Annotated in this window: 16 protein-coding genes; 9 read left to right on the plus strand and 7 right to left on the minus strand. The window is 61.3% G+C overall.

Features of this window, described 5'->3' with window-relative positions; all coding sequences use genetic code 11:
- Positions 1 to 184: 184 nt before the first annotated feature.
- Positions 185 to 1,420, plus strand: coding sequence for an ABC transporter substrate-binding protein (locus tag AWB79_RS25780; RefSeq protein ID WP_061170267.1), 1,236 nt, complete (start codon positions 185 to 187; stop codon positions 1,418 to 1,420).
- Complete coding sequence (locus tag AWB79_RS25785; RefSeq protein WP_061170268.1) at positions 1,417 to 4,329, plus strand: bifunctional diguanylate cyclase/phosphodiesterase; 2,913 nt, start codon at positions 1,417 to 1,419, stop codon at positions 4,327 to 4,329. The genes AWB79_RS25780 and AWB79_RS25785 overlap by 4 nt, the downstream gene beginning before the upstream one ends.
- Before the next feature lie 762 nt (positions 4,330 to 5,091).
- Here the strand turns inward: AWB79_RS25785 and AWB79_RS40610 are convergent.
- Complete coding sequence (locus AWB79_RS40610) at positions 5,092 to 5,241, minus strand: hypothetical protein (protein WP_232471015.1); 150 nt, start codon at positions 5,239 to 5,241, stop codon at positions 5,092 to 5,094.
- Positions 5,242 to 5,248: 7 nt separating this feature from the next.
- Here AWB79_RS40610 and AWB79_RS25790 point away from each other — a divergent pair, with 7 nt between their 5' ends.
- On the plus strand, positions 5,249 to 6,145 hold the full coding sequence (locus tag AWB79_RS25790) for a right-handed parallel beta-helix repeat-containing protein (RefSeq protein WP_232471016.1): 897 nt from the start codon (positions 5,249 to 5,251) through the stop codon (positions 6,143 to 6,145).
- Positions 6,146 to 6,260: 115 nt separating this feature from the next.
- On the opposite strand, the gene AWB79_RS25795 is transcribed toward AWB79_RS25790, so the two are convergent.
- The 3 genes from AWB79_RS25795 to AWB79_RS25805 form a co-directional block, all read right to left on the minus strand.
- A complete protein-coding gene (locus AWB79_RS25795) occupies positions 6,261 to 7,211 on the minus strand; it encodes a glycosyltransferase family 2 protein (protein WP_061170270.1) in 951 nt (316 codons plus the stop codon).
- The gene (locus AWB79_RS25800) at positions 7,208 to 8,392 is read right to left on the minus strand and encodes a glycosyltransferase family 4 protein (RefSeq protein WP_061170271.1); all 1,185 of its coding nucleotides are present in this window, start codon (positions 8,390 to 8,392) and stop codon (positions 7,208 to 7,210) included. Before AWB79_RS25800 ends, AWB79_RS25795 begins: the two co-directional genes overlap by 4 nt.
- A gap of 122 nt (positions 8,393 to 8,514) precedes the next feature.
- Positions 8,515 to 9,663 carry an MraY family glycosyltransferase gene (locus tag AWB79_RS25805; RefSeq protein WP_061170272.1) on the minus strand — a complete coding sequence of 383 codons (1,149 nt, stop codon included), beginning with the start codon at positions 9,661 to 9,663 and terminating at the stop codon, positions 8,515 to 8,517.
- Between the two features lie 547 nt (positions 9,664 to 10,210).
- On the opposite strand from AWB79_RS25805, the gene AWB79_RS25810 reads away from it, so the two are divergent.
- From AWB79_RS25810 to AWB79_RS25830, 5 genes are all read left to right on the plus strand, one after another.
- Positions 10,211 to 12,451, plus strand: coding sequence for a polysaccharide biosynthesis tyrosine autokinase (locus AWB79_RS25810; protein ID WP_061170273.1), 2,241 nt, complete (start codon positions 10,211 to 10,213; stop codon positions 12,449 to 12,451).
- A 28-nt stretch (positions 12,452 to 12,479) separates the two neighbouring features.
- Positions 12,480 to 13,622, plus strand: a complete 1,143-nt coding sequence (locus AWB79_RS25815; RefSeq protein WP_061170274.1) for a glycosyltransferase family 4 protein — start codon at positions 12,480 to 12,482, stop codon at positions 13,620 to 13,622.
- 45 nt (positions 13,623 to 13,667) lie between these two features.
- On the plus strand, positions 13,668 to 14,786 hold the full coding sequence (locus AWB79_RS25820) for a glycosyltransferase family 4 protein (protein ID WP_061170275.1): 1,119 nt from the start codon (positions 13,668 to 13,670) through the stop codon (positions 14,784 to 14,786).
- Between the two features lie 4 nt (positions 14,787 to 14,790).
- On the plus strand, positions 14,791 to 15,756 hold the full coding sequence (locus tag AWB79_RS25825; protein WP_061170276.1) for a hypothetical protein: 966 nt from the start codon (positions 14,791 to 14,793) through the stop codon (positions 15,754 to 15,756).
- Positions 15,757 to 15,819: 63 nt separating this feature from the next.
- Positions 15,820 to 16,593 carry a class I SAM-dependent DNA methyltransferase gene (locus AWB79_RS25830; protein ID WP_157695849.1) on the plus strand — a complete coding sequence of 258 codons (774 nt, stop codon included), beginning with the start codon at positions 15,820 to 15,822 and terminating at the stop codon, positions 16,591 to 16,593.
- Here the strand turns inward: AWB79_RS25830 and AWB79_RS25835 are convergent.
- Positions 16,590 to 17,762 carry a glycosyltransferase gene (locus tag AWB79_RS25835; protein WP_061170278.1) on the minus strand — a complete coding sequence of 391 codons (1,173 nt, stop codon included), beginning with the start codon at positions 17,760 to 17,762 and terminating at the stop codon, positions 16,590 to 16,592. The two genes, AWB79_RS25830 and AWB79_RS25835, sit on opposite strands and share 4 nt — an antisense overlap.
- A 438-nt stretch (positions 17,763 to 18,200) precedes the next feature.
- Here AWB79_RS25835 and AWB79_RS25840 point away from each other — a divergent pair, with 438 nt between their 5' ends.
- A complete protein-coding gene (locus tag AWB79_RS25840; RefSeq protein WP_061170279.1) occupies positions 18,201 to 18,407 on the plus strand; it encodes a hypothetical protein in 207 nt (68 codons plus the stop codon).
- A gap of 15 nt (positions 18,408 to 18,422) precedes the next feature.
- Here AWB79_RS25840 and AWB79_RS25845 read toward each other — a convergent pair whose 3' ends face one another.
- Together AWB79_RS25845 and murJ are read right to left on the minus strand one after the other, a co-directional pair.
- The gene (locus AWB79_RS25845) at positions 18,423 to 19,751 is read right to left on the minus strand and encodes a glucosamine inositolphosphorylceramide transferase family protein (RefSeq protein WP_061170280.1); all 1,329 of its coding nucleotides are present in this window, start codon (positions 19,749 to 19,751) and stop codon (positions 18,423 to 18,425) included.
- 130 nt (positions 19,752 to 19,881) lie between these two features.
- Positions 19,882 to 21,234, minus strand: a complete 1,353-nt coding sequence (gene murJ, locus AWB79_RS25850; RefSeq protein ID WP_063963547.1) for a murein biosynthesis integral membrane protein MurJ — start codon at positions 21,232 to 21,234, stop codon at positions 19,882 to 19,884.
- Positions 21,235 to 21,335 lie beyond the last annotated feature (101 nt).

Genomic DNA, 21,335 nt, shown 5'->3' on the forward strand with positions numbered 1-21,335 from the left:
TTCGGCCCTTTCGTCCTTGCTGCTCACCCGCAGTGGTGAAGCGAGACCGAACGGCGCATTCGTCACGCGCCGAAGAAGTGACTGCCGCGTCACGCCCATTCCCGACACCGAAAGTAAACCTCAAGTGCGACGAACCCGGTTTGCCTCTCTGCTCACGGGCCTTCTTGGCCTCGTCCTGCTGTGCATGTGGAGCTGCCGGCAGGAAGAGCGCGTTCAATCGGACGAGGCCGCGCCGGCGCGCACGACGATCACCGCCTTGATCTGGGCGCCGGACTGGCCCGAGGAAATGCTACGCATCGCCGCCGGTTTCAGCGAGCTCAATCCAGACGTCCACGTCAATGTGCAGTTCATGATCGGCAATTCGGTCGAGGAGAACATCAAGCCGCGCATTGCGTCGGGCAATCTGCCGGACATCGTCAGCGTGAACCCGAATGCGTATTCCGCGGAGCTCGCCGATCAGGGCGTGCTCGCCGATGTGCGCGACACTGCCGCCTGGCGCAACATGCTCGGGCCGCTCAAGAACGACTGGACGAGCCGCCAGGGCAGGGCCTTCGGCATTTCGGGCGGCGTCGCCACGACGCTCGTCTACTACAACGAGACGATGTTCGCGAAGGCCGGCATCCATTCGCCGCCGACCAACTTCCGCGAATTCCTCGCGGTCTGCGAGCAATTGAAGCGCGCGGGCTTCACGCCGATCATGTGGAACGGCGGCTTCCCGAACATGCTGGGCAACGGGCCCTTCGGCTCGGGCTTCGCCGACAACGTCGTGGCGCGCGAGCCCGACTGGAAAAGAAAGATGGCCGACGGCACGCTCGACCTGAACACGCCGGAAGTCGCGGATATCTTCGCGAAGATCGCGCTCGTCGCGCAGCGCGGCTACGTGCAGGACGCGTACATGGCGACCGGTTACGACGACGGCATCCGGCTCTTCAAGGAGGGCAAGGTCGCGATGGCGTTCCACGGCAGTTGGGCCGCCGGCCTGCTGCTGCACGGCAATGGGTTCGAAACCGGTGTGATGATCCCGCCGTGGAACGCACCCGGCGAGCGGCCCGTGCCGATTATCGGCAGCGAGACGGGCTTCGCCGTGTGCGAGACCGCCAACAGGGCGGCGTCGCTGCGCTTTCTCGACTACATCGCCGGCGGTGGATTTGCCGTGCTTCAGCAGAAGCGCCAGAACATCGCGCCGTTCGTGCAGACGCCGACGACCATGGCGAGCGATCCGAAGATCGTCGGCTACATGAAGATGGTGAACAGTTATCCGGTGACGTCGAGCCCGTATTACTCGGTGCTGCCGTCCAATTCGATCGAGCGGCTGCATCGGCTGATGCAGGATGTATTGCTGAAGAAGACCACGCCGAAGCAGGCCGCGAAGCTGCTCGACGAGTCGGTCAAGAACGAAGCGAAGATGCACTACAAATGAGCTCATTCATCGCCTGGCTGGCACGCGCGTTCGAAGTCCTCTCGCTGGATCTGCTGCGGCGAGTGGAGATTCGCTATCGCCTCATCACCGCATTCATTCTGCTTTCGCTTCTGCCGATCGTCGTGTCCGGCTATATCTCGTACGTGGAGTCGAGCGCCGCGATCAAGCGCAACGCCGAAATGTTCTCGAAGGAAGTGGTCAAGCAGGTGTCGAAGAACATTTCGCTGCGTATGGAGGAGATCGAGACGGAAAGCGGCCTGCTCGTGCTCTCCGATCGCGTGCAGGGTGCGTTGACCAAAGTTGCGAGCGGCGGGGCGAAGGAGCAGAACGAAGCGCGTCAGGACATGACGCGCTTGCTGCTGGAGCATTACGGTTCGATCGACTTCATCAACGAAAAATATCTTCTCGATCAGAACGGCCAGATCATGGACACCCAGACCTTCGCGCAACTGTCGCGCGGGGTGAAGCGGCTGGTCGCCAGCGCACCCGTGCGCAACGGACGCCCTTACTGGGGCAGCTACGACAATGGCGTCGGACAGCAGAACCTCGGCATGGTGCGCACGATCTTCGGCAAGAACAGCAATCGGCCGATCGGTAATCTCGTGCTCGTGATCCGGCCCGAGCATTTCTCCACGATCTTCGCGGACGTGGCGCTCGGCAGCAAAACGGAAATCTTCGTCCTCGACGCGCGCAACAAAGAGCTGGTCGTGCGCGCCGACGGAGCGAGCGCGAACACCGGCGCGTCCGCGCCGCGGGAGCTCGTCGAAACGATCGCGCTCAACGGCGCGAGTGCCGAGCCGAACGGTTTCACCGCCTATGAAGGCAGGCGCGGCGCGCGCTATCTCGCGGCCTACACCAACATACCGGGAACCTCATGGTTCGTGGTCAGCACGATTCCGGAAGAGAAGCTTACGGAACAGGCGCAGTCAGTACGCAACCAGATCATGCTGGTAGGCATATCGGGTTTTCTGTTGTCGATCTTCTTCGCGTACTTCATCTCGTACAGCATCTCCGCGCCGCTCAAGGAACTCGTGCGCAAGATGAAGGATGCCGTCGACGATGCGGGCGCGCCCGCCGAAGCCTCCGTCGATGCGAACGAGAAAGACGAACTCGGCAGACTCGCGCAGCGTTTCGAGAACATGAGCGAGGCGATCAGGCAGAAGATCCAGAAGATCAACGAGATCAACGCGACGCTGGAGCAGGCCGTCATCGAACGCACGGCGGAGCTCGTCACGAAGGAGCAGGAATCGCGCACGTTGATCGAGAACTCGCCGGACACGATCACGCGCTATGACCGCAGCCTGCATCGCATATACGCGAACCGCGCCTTCTGCGAGTGGACCGGGCGTGGTCTGGGCGAACTGATCGGCAAGCGGCCGTCGGAAATGCCCGGCGGACCGAACGCGCTGATCTACGAAAAGCGCCTGATCGAAGTGTTCGCGAGCGGGCAGAGCGCGCAATTCGAATTGAAGGCGATCACGCCGGACGGGCGCGAGCAGTGCACGCATATCCGTCTCACGCCGGAGATCGAATGGACGGGCAAGGTGACCTCGGTGCTCGTCGTGGGCCGCGATATTTCGGATCGCGTGGCATTCGAAGCGACCATCTGGAAGCAGGCCAATTTTGATGCGCTCACGCATCTGCCGAACCGCCAGATGTTCCATAGCCGTCTCGAACAGGAAGCGACCATCGCGCGTTATTCGGGGCAGCGTCTCGCGCTGATGCTGATCGATCTCGACCGCTTCAAGGAAGTCAACGATTCGCTCGGCCACGATACCGGCGACGTTCTGCTGATCGAAGCCGCGCGGCGCATCACGGCGTGCGTGCGCGAGTCGGACACGGTGGCCCGTCTGGGCGGCGACGAATTCACAGTTATCCTGCCCGACGTGAAGGGCGCCGAATGCATCGAGCAGGTCGCGACGCGCATCATCGCGACGCTCGCCGAACCGTTCAGCCTGGGGCCGGACGAGGTGTTCATCTCCGCGAGTGTGGGTGTCACGCTCTATCCCGGCGATGCCCGCGAACTCGACGTGCTCTTCAAGAACGCGGACCAGGCCATGTATGCCGCGAAGAACGCGGGACGCAATCGCTTCGGCTACTTCACGCCCGATCTGCAGATCGCGGCGGAGAAGCGTCTGCGTCTCACAAGCGATCTGCGCGCCGCGCTGCCGGGCGAACAGTTTCAGGTGTATTACCAGCCGATCGTCGATCTTTCGAGCAGCGAAATCCATAAGGCCGAAGCGCTGATTCGCTGGCTGCATCCCGAGCGCGGCACGATCAGTCCGCTCGATTTCATTCCCCTCGCGGAAGACACCGGCCTCATCGTGCCGATAGGCGACTGGGTCTTCAGGCAAGCCGTGCGGCAGGTGCGCGAATGGCGCGAGCGGTTGCATGCGTCGTTTCAGATCAGCGTCAACATCTCGCCGGTGCAGGTGCGTCAGGACAGCCTCATCGGCGCGCAGTGGTCTGAATATCTCGCGAGCGTCGGCATGCCGGCGGATTGCATCGCGGTCGAGATCACCGAGGGCTTGCTGCTGCACGCGGAATCGACCATCGACGAGAAGCTTCTCATGTTCCGCGATGCAGGCATACGCGTATCGATCGATGATTTCGGCACCGGCTATTCGTCGCTTGGTTATCTCAAACGCTTCGATATCGATTATCTGAAGATCGATCGTTCCTTTGTACATAACCTGGGTTCCGACGTGAACAACCAGGCGCTGTGCGAAGCCATGGTCGTACTCGCGCACAAGCTTGGACTGAAGGTGATTGCGGAAGGCGTGGAGACCACGGAGCAGCGTGACTTTCTGCTCGCCGTGGGCTGCGATTTCGCACAGGGATTTTTGTACTCGCGACCGGTGCCGGCGGAAGAATTTGAGGCATTGCTCTTTCCGGCAATGGCATCCTGAAACTAATTTAATGTTAATACTTAATCCGCAGGACGATATATTTATCGGAAGTAACCCGTATTTGTCGGACTATTAAATAGTGGAAACCCTGATAACCTTCGGGTCTTTATCTCGGCTGACGTCTCGATACCACGTACTGATTGGCCAATTTGGGTAACTACTGCTCGAAATGAAAGGAGAAAGTAGGGAAATTGCGCAAGAAATACCGGGTATTACATCCGTTACAGACGCTTACCTCGATCAAGTAAAATGTACCTATATATTACGATAAGATAGTAACCGTTCGAGACGTGAACGGTCGGACCGTTCGAAATAACGTAACGAGCCCTTTAGTTGCACCCATGGCCGCACAGCATTGCACGCGGCGCCTTCTCCGAACTGCTTCTCGCAAACGAATTGCGATTTTCCCGCAGAGATTCGCGCGAACCTTTCGAGACAGGTTGAATAGCAGTCCAAATTGATGTGTTGACTCCTCAGCAAGTCGAGTCACCTTATAACCAGGCCGAGCGGCGGCGTCGTTGAATAGTAGTCCTCATGGGAGGGCTGCGGGTTCAGCTCGTCCGTACCTGCCGTTTCCTTTCATCAAACTGAAATGAAAATGCAACTCGAAAAAGACAGCATCCAAGGTTCCGTGAATGGCGAAGCCCCTTTCGCGTTTCGTCGTAAATTCCTTTCGGCGCTCGTCGCAACGGCTGGCTCCGCGGTGCTCGCAGCCTGCGGCGGCGGCAGCGACAGCGGCGTAGCAGATTCCGTGGCGGACCGTCAGCGCCGCCGCTGGGGCAGCAACGCCGGCTCCTCGACGGCCGCGAGCACGCCGGCAGCGGCAAGCACGCCCGCATCGACGACGACGGCAGCCAGCACGCCGACGAGCACGAACAATTCGAGCACTAGCTCGAACACCAGCACGAGCACCGCAGGCGTGGTCCTCGATACATCGTTCGGCGTGAAGGGCGACGGAACGACGAACGACCGCAAGGCGCTGCAAGCCGCAATCGACGGTTCGGTCGGTCAGATTCTGCTGATCACGGGCAAGAGCCGTATCGACATGGCCGGTCTGGATCTGCGCAACAAGAGCCACATCCGCTTTGCCGATGGCGCGTCGATCAAGCTGCTGTCGTACAACGCCGAGGTCTATCAGATGATCCGCGTGTGGGACGTGGACGGCGTGGTCATCGAGAACGCATATATCGACGGCTCGAAGGAACTCAATTCGTCGAAGACCGGCGAGTGGGGCATGGGCATCTCGATCAACGGCGCGACGAACCTGACCATCGACGGCGCGACGACGATCAACTGCTGGGGCGACGGCATCTACCTCGACAACAGCTGCTCGGGTAGCAACGCCTACAGCAAGAACATCACGATCAACAACCACCACGCGATCGGCTGCCGTCGTCAGGGCATGTCGGTGGGCAGCGTGAGCGGTCTGACGCTCAACAGCCCGATCTGGGAAAACATCGGCGGCACGGCGCCTGGCGCGGGTATCGACTTCGAGCCGGACAACAACCAGACGGTGCTCGAGAACATCAAGATCAACAGCCCGACGTCGAAGAACTGCGCGGGTCCTGGCATCCAGATCTGGCTGTCGTCGTTCCCGAGCAATGTGAAGAAGACCGTGAACATCGCGATCACGAACCACGTGGACCAGGGCAGCAAGGTTGCCGCATTCTCGGTTCAGGCGCTGCCGAGCGGCTCGAACTGCACGGGCGCGATCACGAGCACGAACCCGGTTTGGGGTCGTTCGCTGTCGTCGGCTTACATCTTCGCCGACTGGGATCCGTCGGGCCCGAAGGTCACCGTCACGAACCCGAAGTAAGGCTGTATGGAGTGACGGAAGGCGCGAGGGTGCAAGCCCTTCGCCTGATGGATGGACGCGCGGGCGCGTCGTGCTTCACGCACGGCACGCTCGCGCGTTTTTTCGCGTCTGGACCTTAGGCGCTTGCAGCCGGCCGTTGTCCTCCGCCCACTGCTTGCGCGGCGCTCAACTCACTGCGGAACTTGCGACGCCAATAGAAGTAGAGCGCGATTCCGGCCGGCAACTGACTCGCGACGAACAACGGCGCCTCGCTCGTCACGATATGCCGTGCGAGCGAACGCTTCGCGAACAGACCATATGCGATGTATCGCCATGCCATCGGCATGCGCACCTTCATGTCGACCTTGGGCGACATGAACCACCTCACGCTTTCGATCGCGCCATTCGGGCACTTCACCATGTACGACTTCCCGCCCTGCGTGAGTCCCGCCTCCAGATAGTTGCCCACGTAGATGATTTCGTTCACGTGGACCATCTTGTACTCGAGTCCGAGCGGCGCCCAGACCGCGTCTTCCGCGAGGAAGCGCTCCCCTTCGAACTCGGGGAAGGGAAACTTCCTGAGCAGGTCGCTTCGGTAGACCTCGGCTTTGTCGCCCTTCACGCCGCGGTTGAAGCGCATCTCGATGTATGACGCGATCTCGCCGTTCACCGGAAAACGGCTGCCGAGCGTGTCATGCTCGGTCGTGCCGCGCAGAAAGCAGATGCCCGAGCGGTCCGCGGCCCTGTGCGTGCTCCAGATGTCGCGAATGCGCGACACCGCATTCGGTGTCACATAGTCGTCACTATCGACGATAAAAACGAGTTCGGAGCTCACCGCCGAGATGGCCGCGTTCAAGGCCGTGTGCTTGCCGCCGTTTACCTTGCGGATCACGCGTACCGGAATCTGCGACTGCGCCATCATCGCCGCGCAAAATTCGGGCGTGGCGTCGGTGCTGCCGTCATCGACGATGATCCATTCGAAGTCGCGGTCGGTCTGCTGCGCGAGGCTCTCGTAGAGTCGCGGCAGACAATGCGCCCGGTTGAACGTCGGCGTGACGATCGTAAGGAATCCAGATGACATGCTCATGCCGATTCAGCCTGCATGATCTGTGGCCCGCGTCGGCGGGAACCAAGCTCGCGATACGTGGCGAGCAGTTTGTCGAGCACGACGGTCTCGTCGAATTCGCGCAGGCCTTTTTCGTGCGCCGCGAGTCCGAGCTTGCGGGCGAGGCCGCGATCGTCGTCGAGCAGGCGGATGGCGTCGGCAAGCGCGCGCCCATCGCGCGGCGGCACGATCAGCCCGTCTTCCCCATTGCGGCTCACCACCTCGCGGCAGCCGGGGCCATCGGTCGTGATGAGCGGCAGCGCGCAGGCAGCGCCTTCGACGAGTGTAGTGGGCAGCCCTTCGCGGTAATAGCTAGGCAGCGCGACGACATCGATCTCCGAGAGCAGCGCCGGCATGTCGCTCACGTGTCCCAGCCATTCGATGAGCCCTTCGTCGGCCCAGCGGCGCACCTTATCGACACTGATCGCGGCCGGATTGCCTTCGTCCGGCGAGCCGGCGAGCAGGAAGCGCACCGAGCGCTTTTCGCTCTTCAGGATACGCGCGGCCTCGGCATATTCCTCGATGCCCTTCTCGCGGATCAGACGCGCGGCCAGCAGCACACGCAAAGGCTGACCGGGCTCGCGCGCCGCTTCTTCGCGCGGCACGAAGCGCTTGAAATCGACGCCCGCGCCGCGCACGACGCGGATGGTCCGGTCATGAACGATCTTCGCCTCCTTGAAGAGCGAGACGTCGTCGGGATTCTGCAGGATCAGCGCGCACGACTTGCCCTGAAACGCCAGCTTCATTACGTGACGCACCATCGGGCGCAGCATGCGTGCCTTCGCAGTGTTGCTGGTGAAGACATAGCCCATGCCGTCGATGGCGTTGATGCGCACCGGCACCGAGGCCAGCTTGGCGGCGATCGAACCATACACCGCGCCCTTGATCGTGAAGCCATGCACGATGCCGGGCCGCTCGCGCGCGAAGAATTGCGCGAGCCATTGAATCAGCATCAGCTCGCGCCACGGGTTGAGGCTGCGTCGCTCCATCGGCACGGGCTGCCAGCGAAAGCCCTGTTCGATCATTTGAGGGCCGTACTTGCCCTCCGGCGACAACAGCACGACTTCATAGCCTTCATCGCGGAGGCGTTTGGCGAGCGAGAGACGGAAGTTATAGAGATACCAGTCGGTATTGGCAAACAGCACGACCTTGCGGGGATTCATGAATTCTCCGAATCGCTTAACTTGACGAACGTGGATGCGGCGGAGCGCATGGCTCCGCGCGCCGCGCCACCCCGCTTCGCAAAAAAGTGCGAACGGGACGGCGCGTTTCGAATCTGGCGAGATCAGTGCAGCCGGTCGGGGGCGGCCGGCGGTCTTTCGGTGCGTGATGCGTGCCGCAACACCGAGACGGGGAGGAGCATCCAGCTCGGCGTCCTGAACCTGACGACAGCCGAATAGATCCACACATAGGCGCTCACGAAGGCGAGCGCCGACAACGCGAGCACATAGGGCGAGTTCCAGAAGAACGTCGCCGGCACGATCGTGATGAGGCTCAGCAGCCACAGATAGACCGAGCTGATCGAGTTGCGCCGCGTCGCGTGCTGCTTGTCATTGAATGCAATGCCCTTGCGCGCGATGCGCTTGTAGATGAGCGTATGCAGATGCAACGCATCGGGCGCATCGACGGCGCGGCCGCGCACGAAGCGGCGGCGATAGATCGAGAACAGCGTCTCGAAGGCCGGGTACAGCGCGACGACCGCAAAGAACGCGCTGATATTCGGATGACGCGCGATCAGCAGCACCACGAGCTCGGCCATCATGAAGCCGATGAAGTACGCACCGCCATCGCCCAGGAACACGAGCCCCGAAGGATAGTTCCACACGACGAAGCCGCCTATCGCCCCGATCATCGCGAAGGCCACGCTCGCGACGAGCCAGTCGTTCACGCTGACCGCGACGTAGCCGATCGAAGCGAAGATCAGAATGGCGACGACCGAAGCGAGGCCGTTGAGCCCGTCGACGATGTTCATCGCGTTGGTGACCCCGGCCACCGCGATCATCGTGAACAGCACGCCGACCGGCAGGAACGCGAGCGCGAAGTCGATGGCCGGCAGATCCACGCGGTCGATCACCGCGCCCATCACGAAGCAGCCGGCGAGGGCCGCGCCGAGCGCACACAACAGACGCATGCGCGGCGTCACGCGCTTGGTGAGATCTTCAGCCAGTCCGCCGATGAAAGCGGGTGTGGCGCAACTCAACAACAAGAATGCTTCGTAGGTGGGTGACGTATGAAGAAACGTGGACGTAGCGAAAGTGATGGCGGTGCCGCAGAAGATTGCGAGACCACCTACACGGGGAACCACACTTTGATGCATCTTCTGTACGGCATGAAGATCCAGGTCTAGAGAAAAGCGTGCATAGGTCCCCGCGTACCGGACCACTAGCCACGTCACGAGGAACGCGCTGGTGAAGCCCACTGCCAAGTTAATCATTTTTCCTTCTCCGGGAGCTTACTGATACGGCATGGTGCGGTGCGTGATATGTGCGTTAGGACACCATCTTTACTAAGTATTCGAAAATACTTTCGAGGTGCGAAAAAACTGAAAAAACTAATGCACGTTCACTAGTATGTTGATTTATAGCTTCGGCATAACCCCGTCCGAAACGGTATCGTAATCAACAAACCATCGGCATTCCAAGAAGTTTTTTGAAGATTTCGTAGTGGGTTGCCCTAATCGTGGTTTGTTCATTGATCAGATGAACAAACGAATGAAAAAAGGTTTGTTGCCGTTATCGACGAACGCGGTATAGCATACGGAGCGCCGCACAAATTTGCGTTCCAATAGCGTGTGTTTGAGTGGAACGACAGCTAATTAATCAGAAGAATCGCCGGCGTGGCTTTGCTATTTGTAGGCAGAAACGCCTTTATTGAGCGTCACTTCATATGAATCGCTATGAGACGAACCCGCTCCCGGCTAGAGCGGGGGCTGCCGTATCGATAACCCGTTGAACAGAAAAGTGAAATTAACAGGGGAAGCCATGGCCGAGCACATCGATCAACGCGGCATAGAGGGGAGTGGATCCTCTCCCACATTTGATCTGGTAAGTGTCATCGATAGCATGTACTCGCATCGATGGCAGATCATCATCACTTTTCTGTGCATATTCACGCTTGGCGTGCTCTATGCCACGATCGCGCCGCCTGTCTATCAGGCAAAAATAGTCATTCAATTGGAGGACACGGGGGAAAACGCTTCCCGGCCGTCCAATGACTATGTGGGCGATGTCTCATCCGTCACTGGTATCCGTTCGAATGCAGACGGAGAGATTCAGATTCTCGGTTCCAAACTCGTGATTGGCGAAGCTGTCGATACGCTTAATCTCGCCGTAAGCGCGCAACCCGAATATTTCCCTTTTATTGGACGTGCGATAGCGCGCAATTCCGATAATCTTTCTACACCCGGTATTTTCGGGATTGGTGGTTTTGCGTGGGGTAGCGAACAGATAGAAGTTCCGGTTTTTGATATTCCCAAACGCTTTTTGGGGAAGCGTTTCAAATTGAAAGCGCTGGCCGGCGATAAATACGAGTTGTCTGGCCCCGGTATCGAAAATCCGGTCACGGGCAAGATCGGCGAAACGCTCAACGTGAAGACCCAGCAAGGCCCGTTGACATTGCGCGTTGCGAGTATCAGCGGCGAGCCTGGCGTCGACTTCGTGTTGCGCCGTGATTCGCGTGCGAGCGCGGTCAACAATCTGCGCCGCGCGATGACGATCGAGGAAGAAGGCCAGAAGTCCGACGTGCTCGCGGCGACGCTGTCCGGCGGCGATCCGGTGGTCATGAGCGCGACGCTCAATTCCATCGCCCAGGCATATGTCAGACAGAATTCGGAGCGCAAGGCCGTGCGTGCGCAGGCTTCGCTCGATTTCCTGAACTCGCAGCTTCCGGCGCTCAAGCAGCAGGTCGAGCAGGCCGAGCAGCGCTACAACGACTACCGCAACAAGCACAACTCGGTGGATATCAGCGAGCAGGCGCGCGTGCTGTTGCAGCAGTCGTCGGCGGCGGATACTTCGCTCTATCAGTTGCAGCAGCGTCGTCAGGAACTGGGTCAGCGCTTCGCTCCGAATCATCCGGACGTCGTGCAGCTCGACAAGCAGATCGAGTCCGCGCGCCGTTATCGCGATTCGATCGTGGAGCGCACGCGCGAGCTTCCGGGCGATGAACAAGGCACCGTTCGCCTGATGCGTGAAGTGCGTACCTCGACCGACGTCTACTCGACGATGCGTTCGAACATGGAGCAGCTCCAGCTCATTCGCGCCGGCAAGATCAGCGCGGTGCGTGTGGTGGACAACGCTGACGTGCCGGAACAGCCGGCCAAGCCGAATCGTGTGCTGATCGTCGTGATCGCGTTCTTCGGCGGCCTCTTCGGCGCCCTGGGCCTGTCCTTCGCGCGTGACTTCTTCAAGAAGGGCGTGGTCGATCCGGTCGAGCTGGACAGCCTCGGCCTCAAGATGTACGGCGCCATTCCGATGAGCGACGACGAGGCGCGCCTCGCCAAAACCAAGCATCCCTCCGTCAACGAACGCCTGCTCGCGGTGAAGTGCCCGCAGGATGCCGCGATCGAAGGGCTGCGCGTGTTGCGCACGGCCGTTCAGGTCGCGATGATCGGCGCGCGCAACAACGTCGTGATGCTGAGCGGCGCAATGCCCGACAGCGGCAAGTCGTTCGCGTCGGCCAACTTCGCGGCCGTGCTCGCCTCGGGCGGCAAGCGCGTGCTGCTCGTCGACGCCGACCTGCGCCGTGGCCACATGCATCGCATCATCGGCTTGCCGTGGGCGAAGGGTCTCGCGGAAGTGATGGACGGGGAGCTCACCATTCAGGAAGCGATTCGCCGCGACGTGCTGCCGAATCTCGACTTCCTCGGTGTGGGCCGCTATCCGGACAACGCGTCCGAGCTCCTGCTGCGCGGTGATTTCGAACTCGTGCTTCAGCAAGTGGTGGATGACTACGACATCGTCGTGGTCGATGCGGCAGCGGTGCTCGCCGTGTCCGATGTGGGCATCGTGGCTCCCGCGGCCGGCACGATCCTGTTGCTCGCGCGCTATGGCGTCACGCGCGCAACCGAAGTCAGCACCGCGGTTCAGCGTCTCAATCAGGCAGGCTGCAAGGTGAACGGCCTCGTGCTCAATGCCGTGCCGGAAGGCGCGGGCGGCTATGCATATGCGCGACGCTACGGCAGCGCGGCATACCGCTCGTATTACCAGGAAACGGGTCAGTCCTGATCGCCCCATCGCGCCTGCCGGAGACGCAATGAACATCGTGATTTTCATCTACTCGATGCAGTGTGGCGGCGCGCAGCGCGTGACCGCCAACCTGGCGAACGAGTGGGCCTCACGGGCGATCGACGTCACCATCGTGACGGAAGTGTCGCCCGAGCAGGACTTTTATCCGCTGGAAGGCTCGATCAAGCGCCTGCACATGCCGATCGCCGCGCGCGGCGGCGGTTTGCTCGGCGCATTGGGCGGCCTCACGGCAAACTTCGCGCGCGTGCGGGAATATCGCCGCATCCTGAAGCAGGTCAAGCCCGACATCGCGCTCGGCATGATGACGGCCGCCTCCGTGCTGTCGATCCTCGCGGGCCGGGGCTTGCCGTGCAAGGTCGTCGCGACCGAGCACACGCATCCGCCGATTCTGCCGAGCAAGCTGTGGAGCACCCTGCGCCGCTGGGTGTTTCCATCGGCGGACAGAATCGTCGTGCTGACCGAGGAAAGCAAGGTGTGGCTGCGCGAGCATTGCGACTGCTCGGCGGTTTCGGTCATTCCGCCGCCGTTCGCGCTGCCGATTCCGCGCACCGAGCCGATGATCATGCCGGAGACGGTCATGGCGCCGGAGCGTCGGATGTTGCTCGCGGTGGGCCGTCTGCACGAAGCGAAGGGCTTCGATTACCTCGTCGATGCGTTCGCGGAGATCGCGCCGGGTCTGCCGCAATGGGACCTCGTGATCGTCGGTGAGGGCGATCAGCGCGCGCTGCTGGAGAAGAAGGTGGCGCAGCACGGCCTACAGGGCCGCGTGAAGCTGCCGGGACACGCGGGCAACGTGCGCGACTGGTATCAGCGCGCGGACCTCTACGTGCTGAGCTCGCGCTTCGAAGGCTTCTCGATGACGCTCGTCGAAGCGATGTCCGCGGGCGTCGCCGCCGTGAGCTATGACTGCGACTGTGGCCCGCGCGACATCATTCGTCACGGCGAGAACGGTCTGCTCGTGCGTCCCGTCGGCGATCCGCACGCGCTCGCGCAGGCGCTCGGCCGCCTGATGGAGAACGACGCAGAACGCGCTGCGATCGCGGCGCGGGCGACAGGCGTCACGCAGACCTTCGCCTTCGACAAGACCGTGGCGATGTGGAGCGACGTCTTTTCCGCAGTCGGTGTGAAGGCGCGGCCCGGGCTTGCCTGAGCCGCCTCGCGCGAACTTGGCGCATCGATCGATTACGGCCTGAACATGAAGATCTTCTTGTTGGTGAGCTCGATGGGAACGGGCGGCGCGGAGCGCGTCGCCGCGACCCTGGTGAATGCGTGGGTCGAACGCGGCGACGAGGTCACGCTCGTGCCCACTTTCTCCGGCGGCGGCGCGCTGTTCTACCCCGTCGATGAACGTGTGCGCGTCGTCCCTCTCGCCGGTCTCGTCGAGGGTGACGGACACGGATTGTCGCGCTATCTCGCGCGCGTCGCGGCGTTGCGCAAGCTGATTCGCGAATCGCGACCGGACGTGCTGATTTCGTTTCTGCCGAATGTGAGCATCATGACCTTGCTCGCCTCGCGCGGCCTGTCCATTCCCGTCATCGCGTGCGAGCACAACAATCCATCGGTCGATGGACGCTCGCGCCTCTGGACGGTGTTGTGCCGGCTCTTCTATCCGCGCGCGCGCATCGTCACGGTGCTGACCGAAAGCATCGTCGAAGCGTTTCGCAAGATGGTGCCCGGTGCGCGCAGCATCGTGGTCGTGCCCAATCCGTTGCCCAACGAAGTGTTCGAGCGCGGGCTCGCACGCAAGGAAGGCAGCGAGCGCAAGCGCGTGATGTCGGTGGGACGTCTGACGGCCCAGAAACAGTTCGATGTATTGATCGACGCGTTCGCAACAGTGGCGCAGGAACGCGATGATGTGGACCTCTGGATCTGGGGCGAAGGCAGCGACCGCGTGAGCCTCGAAGCACAGATCGCGCGTCTCGGCATGCGCGAGCGCATCTTCCTTCCGGGCACCACGGACGCGTTGTATAGTGAGCTTTCGAAGGCGCGCGCGTTCGCGATGTCTTCGCGCTTCGAGGGTATGCCGATGGCCCTGATGGAAAGCCTCGCACTGGGCCTGCCATGCGTCGCGTCCGATTGCCCGAGCGGGCCGCGCGAACTGACGCGTGATGGCCGTGACGGATTGCTCGTACCGGTGGGCGATCGTGAAGCGCTTACTGAAGCGCTGCGCCGTCTCGTCAGCGACGATCATCTGTGTCGCGAGATGGGCCGCCAGGCTGCTGATTCCATGCGTGAGCGTTACGGTCTGCAGGCCATCCTGCCGCTGTGGGACCGTCTGTTCGCAAGCGTCGGCGCAAAAACCATGAGGGCATGAGTTCATGCGCATTCGTTCGTTGCGCGGGATCACGGCAAGCCGCTACACGTTGCTCGTGATGGCCACGCTTTGTCTCGCGCGCTCGGGGCTTCCCGACGCGCAGGTCAGATTCCTGCCGAAAAACCCGAAGTGCACGGTGACGAACTTCACCCGTCCCGCGCTCCACGATCCCGTCGATCCGATGAAGTACGGCGCGAAGTGCGACGGCAAGACCGACGACACCGGCGCCTTTCAGCGCGCGATGAACGCGGGCGATGTGCTCGTGCCCGCGCGCACCTGCGTGATCGCGCATACGGTGAACATCAAGGTGAGCAATCGCCGCATGGAGTGCAAGCCGGGCGCGGTGCTCAAACGCAACGTCGCGGGCGAGCACACCATGTTCCTGTATCGCGCGGGCGCGGGCCTGATGATGAATAACAGCATCGTCGGCTGCACGTTCGAAGGCGCGAATTCGATACCGCCGGTCGTCGACTGGGATGCGCCGGGGCACTGGGATATCCCGGTGGAGACCAACGACAACGTCAGCAACTTCTATCTGGCGGGCAACACGTTCCGGCGGTTCTTCGGTCAATCGATGTTTCAGACGGGCGGCAGCAACGGCGGCAGCGGCGACCGCATCGTCTTCAACACTTTCGAAAACTGCCCGTTGTATGGTCCTGTGTTCGTCGGTCACCAGAACGGTTACGTAGGCTACAACAAGGCGATCAGTTGCACGGTGGGCGTCGAGAACGACTATTCGACCGACAACACCGGCGGCAACGTGTTCGAGTGCAATCAGATCACAACGAACGAGTCGGAGGCCAAGCTGACCGGCGGCGTGTACGGCAAGGGGACGAACTACAGCGGCAACACGGTGCGCTATAACACCATTTCGGGCCAGCACTCCCAGCTCCTCATCAAGCACCAGGACAAGGGCCGCGACGCGAAGTATCTCGACAATGATTGCGGTGGCGGCTGTAAGGTGGAGTAGTCAGCGAATGCCGGGCGCGCAGGCAACCGGAGCGCGCTCTCCAACGACAATCGGATGGCCAGCATGGACGACGACGCCCGCAACTTCAAAGACCATTGCCACGAACGGGTCGATGCCGCGCTGTCGTCCGATCACCGCTTGCAGAAGGCGGAGCGCGCGATCTTCGCGATGCTCGCGCCGCATGTGACGGGCGGCGCGCTGCTCGATATCGGCGTGGCGAGCGGGCGGACCACGCCGGCGCTTGCCGCGTTGAGCAGCAATTACATCGGTATCGACTATTCGGAAGGCATGGTCGCGATCTGCAAGTCGCGCTATCCGACGCGGCGTTTCATGACCATGGATGCGCGCGATATCGAGCGGTTCTTCGCGCACGAGCATTTCGATCTCATCGTGTACGCGTTCAATGGCATCGACGGCGCCGGTCATGAGGAGCGCCTCTCGATCATGTCCGGCATTCAGCAGGCGCTCAAGCCGGGCGGCTATTTCGTGTTCTCCAGTCACAATCGCGACTTCGCGCAGTTCGCGCATCTGGCGGAACGCCGGCCGCACGTCGGCAGCATCGGGGATTTATTGCGTCTGCCGTTGCGCTACGCGCGCTATGCAAAGGACACGCGGCGCAACGTGATCGAAACGGAATATGCAGTGGTCAACGAGTCATCAGGCGAGTATCCGCTGCCGCAGTACTACATCTCGCTCGACTCGCAAGTGCGCCAGTTGCGCACGCTCGGCTTCGACAAGCGTATCGATGCCTACGGCTACGACGGCATGCTGATCGATCGCGATCGCAAGCACGATCGCGACAGCGCGTGGATCTATTACATCGCGAGAAAGCGTTAGTCCCGCACCTTCTCCGCTGACGTCGCCGGCATGGTTGCGCGCGGCGCGCTTTCACGCGCGAGCCGCGAATGCGCGAGACGCCGATAGATGGTGTCCCAGTCGCGTGCGATCTTGTTGATGTCGAAATTGCGTTCGACGAAGATGCGGCCGCTCTGTCCCGCCGCGGCCGCTTCAGCGGCGCAAAGCTGCATGGTGTGCGCCATGCGGTCCGCGAGCGCGGCCGGGTCCTTGGCCGGGGCGAGCACGCCGACGTCATCGGACGGAAACAGCTCCTTCACGCCGCCGACATTCGTCGCGACCACCACGCGGCTTGCGGCCATCGCTTCCAGGATCACCATCGGCATGCCTTCCCACGCGGACGACAGAACGACGCCATCCGCCGCGCTCATCAGATCCGGCACATCATGACGCGGGCCGAGAAAGCTGATCTGCGATTCGAGCTTCGCCTCGGCGCACTGACGCTTGAGGTCGTCCTTTTCGGGGCCGTCGCCGGCAAGCAGCACGCGCATGTTGGTGAGTCCGCGGTCACGCAGATGCGCCACCGCGCGGATCAGATTCGAGAAGTCCTTGGCGGGCACCAGCCGGCCGATCGCGAGCCACACGAAACGATCGCCGACGCCGAGCGTGTCGCGCAGCGCGGCGCGCTTGTCCGCATTGAATTCGAAGCGCGCGAGATCGACGCCGTTCGGCACGAAGCCGCCTTTCTTCGGGTCGATCATGCCCTGCGACACGTAGTGCTCGTAGGAACTCGCGCTCACGCTGCTCGTGTAGTGCGAAAGACGGCGTGTGAACCGATACGCGAGCAGTCTGCCATGACTGCCTTCGAGCTCGTTGATGCTGTGGGCCGTGGACACGACGGGAAGTTTTGGAAAGAAAACCCGTGCAATCCGTACGAAGATATTTGCGTGCACCATGTGAGAATGCAGAATGTCGGGCCGCCATGACTTGACCAGTCGCGCGAGCTTCCAGATTGCGCGCACGTCCGGTTTGCTCGGTGTCATCTTCAGCGTGATCACGTCAATGCCCATGTTCGCGAAGTCCTGGACAAAGAATTTCGGCTCGATCATGGACACGACGAGCACGTCCCATCCGATGCGTTTGAGTCCGCGGGCGAGCAGCACGAGCTGACTCTCCGCGCCGCCGAGATTGAGGCCGGTGATGACCAACATGACACGTGCTCGCATAACTTTCGTCCTTGGTTCTTGACGGAACAGCGTCAAAAAATTTGGTGATGAAGATTCAGAAGCGAAGCTTTCCTGCCGTATTCCCTGGAAGCGCCAGGCAATCGCTTTTAACCGGGCACTGCGTTTGCTGCATCGCCGCAAGGTGACGTAATTGACGTCGTTCTTACGGTGTCCATTCGGTTTGATCCCCAGGAAAGGGAATATCGATGGATAAAACGGGGCGTCGGTGCACCAGCACACGCACGCCGATTGTTGTAACGCGGTGACGCGATGAGAGCTTCCTGCTTATGTGTGCTCCCGCACATAAAAGAACCGCGTGTTAGAATCCGTGCCATCAATGCTCCGTTTACGGGGCGTGGCGCAAGCGATCGACACGTCATGCTTTCAGCTCTCTCGTAGTCACGCGCAATTCGCGGAGAAGACATGTCCTGGCTCAACCTGATCGGAACTATCACAGTTGGGGCCGTAATGGTTCTTGCTTTGGTAGCGGTCTTCGAAATCGTCTTCCGAACGCCGCGCGAGAAACGCCTCCCCGAAGGTCATAGCAAGAAGTCAGAGCCCGCTACGGCTCGCACCCACGGCCCAACTCGCGGACAGGAATTCAAGGGCTCGAACAGCGGCGATCGCTGAATCCCCTCTTCAAGGTTATAAGCGGCTGTATCCCATCCAGGCTCGCGCACGCTTATAAATATTCATCTTGATGTCCACAACGGTGATATCACCGGCCTTGTTCCACGTGTGAAGACCTGATCGCTCCGGGGCCGCGCGCTTTACGAGCACGGGCGTCTCTTCATACTCGCATTCACTCAGCTTTGTAATTTCACAAAACCATAGTGCCGCTCCGTATTCGCGCTCGCAATCCTGTGCGGGGCGAATGAGCCGGCCATTTGCGTCCCTGAAGATATTCCCTGCCATGCGCGCGCGTCGGCAGTCCGACACGATCGGGTTGCACGGATGCGCCTCCCACGGCCCGAATGGCGAGCTCGCGTGATAGAGATGCAACTCGTCCCAGTTCGGACCGCCGCCTTGCTCGATCGTGGTGAAGAGCCACCATTTGCCGTTGTCGTGCAAGAGCGTGGTGTCGGCGGCAACGATGTCTTTCATCAGTGTCGCGTGCGGCTCCCATTTCGACGGAAACGGGGCCGCTCGATACACCTCGATCGTGCGATTGCCGGAGGTCTCCGGAATCATGAAGACATCGCCCTCATGCTCGAAGAGGAACGGATAAGAAAGGTGATACGGCAACTCGAGCACGACTTGCGGCGCGGCGTCCCAGGTCTTCGTCTCCGGGTCCAGCGCCACATGCGAAATCACGCCTTTGCCGGTCGAATAAGGCAGGTCTTCAAAGAACAAATGATATCGGCCGTCGGCGTCGCGCCACGGAAACGGGTCCGCGTAGAAGCGGTCATTGGGCGACGGAATCTGCAGCCACCATTGCGCCTCGCCGGAGCCTTCGCTATGCAATGCGATGCCCCAATGGCCACGGCGCGAAAAGCGCTTGCGGAACTGATTGACGACCTTCTCTCGCAGATGCCGAAACGCGAAGCGCAGTACGTCGGCGTTCGAAGTCCCGCCTGCTGCGCGCGCCGGTTCGATCACCGGAAACTCGTTCGGCGACCGCACGTTCGCGAGGCGCTGCTTGGCGCGCTCGAACAACTGGCGTTGCCGGTTGAGCGTGAGCGCGAGCGAGTCGCAGAAGAACAGCCGGTTGGGAATCGCCACATGCGATTCGGCGACGAGATGGACCTTGCCATCGGGCGCGCGCCACACGATCTGCAAATGCGGCGTCTGATGCAGCAGCAGCGTCTTCCACAGATTGGCGATGCCGGGCGCGCCGTTGCACAGCACTTCACAGCCCGGGATCGCGGCGCGCTCGGCGGCGGACAGATCCTGGCCCTGCGGCGGGCTGTATAACTTGCGCTCGAACGCCATCCACAGTTCGAGCGTCACCGGAATGCGCTGAGTCGTATTCATCGTCGGATGGGCGCGGTTATCTGTAAGCTGAAAAGGATTGAACCGCGAGCGCCGCACCGCTTATGTGCGCGAGCGAACTCATCGTCCATATCTGTTCGCGTGCGTTTCGCCGCCACGTTTGCACTCGCGCTCATGCGGCGTCCGAAACCGGCTTGCGCAGGCAGGCAAGATAGCCGAGGAAGTTGAGCAGCACCATCAGGGCGGTTGCGAATAGCACGCCTTCCGCGCCATAACGCGGCGCCAGTATCGCGTTCGCGGTCACCTTGATCACGAAGATCGCAATGGACATGATCGCAAGCGCGCGATAGCGCGCCTCGCTCACGAGCAATTGCAGAATGACGAGCGCGGCGAAGCCGGTTGGAACCTGAAGCAGGCCGATGCGGAAGAGCCGCGTGACCGCCGCCGTATCCTCCGCGGTGAACGCGCCGCGCTGAAACAGCAATTCGATGATCCACGGCGCGAGCAACCAGGCGAGCGCCGCGCCGGCCGAGCCGACCGCCAGCATGACCATCGACCATTTGAACGCGGTGTCGCGGGCGCGCACGTAGTCCTTGGCGGCGAGAATCTCGGCCAGGATCGGCAGGATCGCGCGGCTGATGGCGAGCGCGCCCATGCCGAGCACCAGGGCCAGCACGCGATACGCATAGCCGTAAGTCGCGATGGCGCCGTCGCCCGCTTGCGCGAGAAAGTACTGATCGAGCGGCGGGATCATGGCGGCGAATATGCCGCCGAATATCAGCATGCTGGTGGAATGGAACGTGTCGCGCCAATAGGGCGAGCGGAACGAGAGGCGAAACCGCATGCGCACGCCATCGGCATTGCGCGCGCTGAAGTGCAGCACCAGCGCTTGCAGAGCCACGCCAATCGATGTGCCGAGCATCAGCGGCAACAGCGAATGGCGATTCGGCATGGCGAGAATGCAGGCGAGCAGCACGAGCGCCGGGACGCTTTCAAGCAGCGTATTGATGTGCTTGCCGCTCGCTTGCAGACGCGCCGCACTGATGCACACGGTCAGGCTCAGCACGCCCATCACCGAGATGCCGACAAGCAGCTCGAAGCACATCTGACGCGTTTGTTCCGACAGATTGCCCGCAATGAGATGCGCAATGAGCGGCCACGCGAGCAGCAACGCGCCGGTGAGCACGATGCTGAGCAACAGGCACGCGGTTTCCAGCTCGCTCACGAATTCCGTGAGCTCTTCTTTCTTGCCGCGCATGCGCACGAAGAGCGGCACGAGCAGCACGCTCAACTCGTTCGTGAGCACGAGCGGCAAGAACGTGATGAGCGTGAGCGCGAGCTGATATGCATCGACCGTGGCGCCGATGCCGTATTGATGCGCAATCGCCATTTCCTTGAACGCCCCCGTGCCCTTACCGAGGAACACGAACAGTGAGACGATCATTGCGCCTTTGGCGATGCGTCTATGGTCGGAATGGGCGTTCAGGAAGCGTCTTCTGAGCACGCCGATCGCAGATGTCAGCACGTTTTCTCCGTTTATTTGCTGTGGAATTATCAGGCAGATATCGCTGCACGGACGTGCGGTAGGGCGCTCAACGTGATCGCGGGCGGCGCGATATGGAGACG

Origin of the sequence: Caballeronia hypogeia (assembly GCF_001544875.2) — a bacterium.
GTDB lineage: Bacteria > Pseudomonadota > Gammaproteobacteria > Burkholderiales > Burkholderiaceae > Caballeronia > Caballeronia hypogeia.

Coding starts and splice junctions, on each gene's coding strand:
- AWB79_RS25780 (WP_061170267.1), top strand. CDS start 185: ATGTGGAGCTGCCGGCAGGAAGAGCGCGTTCAATCGGACGAGGCCGCG.
- AWB79_RS25785 (WP_061170268.1), top strand. CDS start 1,417: ATGAGCTCATTCATCGCCTGGCTGGCACGCGCGTTCGAAGTCCTCTCG.
- AWB79_RS25795 (WP_061170270.1), bottom strand. CDS start 7,211: ATGAGCATGTCATCTGGATTCCTTACGATCGTCACGCCGACGTTCAAC.
- AWB79_RS25800 (WP_061170271.1), bottom strand. CDS start 8,392: ATGAATCCCCGCAAGGTCGTGCTGTTTGCCAATACCGACTGGTATCTC.
- AWB79_RS25805 (WP_061170272.1), bottom strand. CDS start 9,663: ATGATTAACTTGGCAGTGGGCTTCACCAGCGCGTTCCTCGTGACGTGG.
- AWB79_RS25810 (WP_061170273.1), top strand. CDS start 10,211: ATGGCCGAGCACATCGATCAACGCGGCATAGAGGGGAGTGGATCCTCT.
- AWB79_RS25815 (WP_061170274.1), top strand. CDS start 12,480: ATGAACATCGTGATTTTCATCTACTCGATGCAGTGTGGCGGCGCGCAG.
- AWB79_RS25820 (WP_061170275.1), top strand. CDS start 13,668: ATGAAGATCTTCTTGTTGGTGAGCTCGATGGGAACGGGCGGCGCGGAG.
- AWB79_RS25825 (WP_061170276.1), top strand. CDS start 14,791: ATGCGCATTCGTTCGTTGCGCGGGATCACGGCAAGCCGCTACACGTTG.
- AWB79_RS25830 (WP_157695849.1), top strand. CDS start 15,820: ATGGACGACGACGCCCGCAACTTCAAAGACCATTGCCACGAACGGGTC.
- AWB79_RS25835 (WP_061170278.1), bottom strand. CDS start 17,762: ATGTTGGTCATCACCGGCCTCAATCTCGGCGGCGCGGAGAGTCAGCTC.
- AWB79_RS25840 (WP_061170279.1), top strand. CDS start 18,201: ATGTCCTGGCTCAACCTGATCGGAACTATCACAGTTGGGGCCGTAATG.
- AWB79_RS25845 (WP_061170280.1), bottom strand. CDS start 19,751: ATGAATACGACTCAGCGCATTCCGGTGACGCTCGAACTGTGGATGGCG.